The organism is Nostoc sp. FACHB-133, from assembly GCF_014698055.1.
In the GTDB taxonomy this organism is placed as follows: domain Bacteria; phylum Cyanobacteriota; class Cyanobacteriia; order Cyanobacteriales; family Nostocaceae; genus Nostoc.
In genome coordinates, this window is sequence record NZ_JACJSH010000157.1 from 1 (window position 1) to 2112 (window position 2112).

General features: G+C 40.8%; 3 protein-coding genes and 2 pseudogenes. 1 reads left to right on the top strand and 4 read right to left on the bottom strand.

All coding sequences use genetic code 11. The annotated features are described in order from the left end of the window. Positions 1–393 (top strand): transposase (locus H6G86_RS38030; protein ID WP_190938714.1); only part of this gene is annotated, 393 nt, incomplete at its 5' end. 80 nt (positions 394–473) lie between these two features. Here the strand turns inward: H6G86_RS38030 and H6G86_RS40315 are convergent. The 4 genes and pseudogenes from H6G86_RS40315 to H6G86_RS38050 form a co-directional block, all read right to left on the bottom strand. Beyond that, positions 474–599 (bottom strand): annotated as a pseudogene (locus tag H6G86_RS40315) (hypothetical protein); the annotation flags it as partial. A gap of 13 nt (positions 600–612) precedes the next feature. Next, a pseudogene (locus H6G86_RS38040) lies at positions 613–1308 on the bottom strand (IS1 family transposase). A gap of 27 nt (positions 1309–1335) precedes the next feature. Beyond that, positions 1336–1590 (bottom strand): lactate/malate family dehydrogenase, encoded by a 255-nt coding sequence (locus H6G86_RS38045; RefSeq protein WP_242065192.1) that lies wholly within the window; start codon positions 1588–1590, stop codon positions 1336–1338. A 75-nt stretch (positions 1591–1665) separates the two neighbouring features. After that, positions 1666–2112 (bottom strand): oxidoreductase dimerization domain-containing protein (locus H6G86_RS38050; protein ID WP_524538529.1); only part of this gene is annotated, 447 nt, incomplete at its 5' end.

Below are 2112 nucleotides of genomic sequence, written 5' to 3' on the forward strand. Positions count from 1 at the left end.
GAGGTAATTAAAATTAAGTTTGCACGAGCTGACTGCGCCAATTGCCCCAGCCTGCATCTGTGTACTCGCACCAAAGAAAAGCGACGGTTGGTTACACTTCGAAAAGAAGCACAGTACAAAGCATTGCAAGCTGCACGAAAACAAGCAATGACTGACGAGTATAAAGCAGACTATGCTCGACGGGCTGGAATTGAAGCTACTCTCTCTGAAAGCATTCGCGCTCATGGACTCCGCCATGCTCGATATATTGGATTAGCGAAAACTCATCTGCAACATTTGATGACAGCAACAGCAATTAACTTCAAGCGCATATTTCACTGGCTGTCCGGTATTCCACAAGCGACCACGCGAACTTCGCAATTTGCAAAGCTTATGGCTCAGTCGGTAGGTTAAGCAATATTTCGCCAGCAGTATCAAAAGTTGCCAAGAACCCATATCTTGAGCTAAAAGTTTATTTTATGATTCAAATCACACAATGCTTTGTACTGTGCTTCTTTTCGAAGTGTAACCAACCGTCGCTTTTCTTTGGTGCGAGTACACAGATGCAGGCTGGGGCAATTGGCGCAGTCAGCTCGTGCAAACTTAATTTGGCGTTGCTGAGTGTGGTATGAATTAATCAAACACTAGGATAAAACGATACTTCAAGTAATGAAGTAATAATCGAATAGAGTATTTCAGCATTTCTACGGACTTAGAATAACACAGTGTTTTTCTATGCAGTCGTGCTAAATAAATAATGACGTAAACGGGTGTTTTCACCTTCTACTCTAGTCATATAAATCTTACTCACAATTTGATCACCTGAATCAATAAACTGAGGGTAAACAATCCATTCGTCAGTAACATAAAAATAACAATTCCAGCAGCACACTATATCCCATAAAGGCTTGAAAGTTTCTGCGCTATGGTCTCCCACCACCCAAGCCAAAATACCTTCTTGAAAATGATTTACTGCTGTCCATAGCCAAATTTTGTTTTTTTTGAGCCAACAAAAGTTTCTAATTCATCGAGTTCTCCAACTTCCGGAATTTCCTCGATTGGTGGTGCATCTGGTAAATTTTGACCCAGTTTTTTTACCCAACTAATAATTGTTGTGTGGTGGACTCCTTTAACTCTTTCAATAGCTCGAAAACCTATACCATTGAGATACATCCGAATACATTCTTCTTTTATCTCATTGCTATAAGTTTTTGATGGCTCATAATCTTGAATAAACTGGCGACGACAATTACAGCAAATGTGATTCTGTTTACCTCTTTTTATCCCATTTCTACGGATATCATGAGAGCCACATTCAGGACAATTCATGTTTTAGCACCCTATATTCATACCTTATTATGCAACGCCCCCAGCAGTCACAATAATGATATCTGAATCAGCTAAGTCTTCATACTGATTTGATGGTATGATTTCCATCTCTTTAAGTAGAGGAATGCTGTCTTCAATGTCCCAGACTTCTCCTTCAGCTTTTGATAAGGTTCGGTCAAAAAGGACAACCCTTACACATCTACCGAGTAGAACTAAAGCATTTGCAACATCTGCACCTACATTACCTGCACCAATAATACCGACTTTAGATGTTTTACTCATGATGCTATATCTACTTTTTTCAAGAGAAAAATGTCGTTTGTTTGGTAAATCCTTGGGTCTGCAATTGCTGTCTTTTTACAATTTGGAAAACAATATATTTAATCCTTCGGTCATCGTGGGATGAGTCAAAATACCATCGCGTAGAACGGTGTACGGCATCTGAGCTTGCATCACCATCTGCACTGTTGAAATCACTTCACCTGCTTCATGACACAACAGGGAACACCCTAAAATACGACCTGTATCTGCATCCACGATCGCCTTCAGAAGTCCATCGGTTTGACCGAGCGTTCTTGCTCTAGGAACGGTTGACGCATCGATTTTCGCCACGCGGATAGCATATCCTTTTTGCTGTGCTTCAGTTTCAGTCAAACCCACATGAGCCAGTTCTGGATCGATGAACAGACAGGATGGAACCAATCGATCGCCTGTACTACGGTTGCCCCCATCAATTAAATTAGCTTTGATAATGCGATAATCATCGAGTGATATATGAGTGTATTGCTGGCCGCCATTGATATC

What these genes read in the sequence shown, in the direction of transcription:
- H6G86_RS38045 (WP_242065192.1), bottom strand. Translation starts at nt 1,590, where the DNA reads ATGAGTAAAACATCTAAAGTCGGTATTATTGGTGCAGGTAATGTAGGT.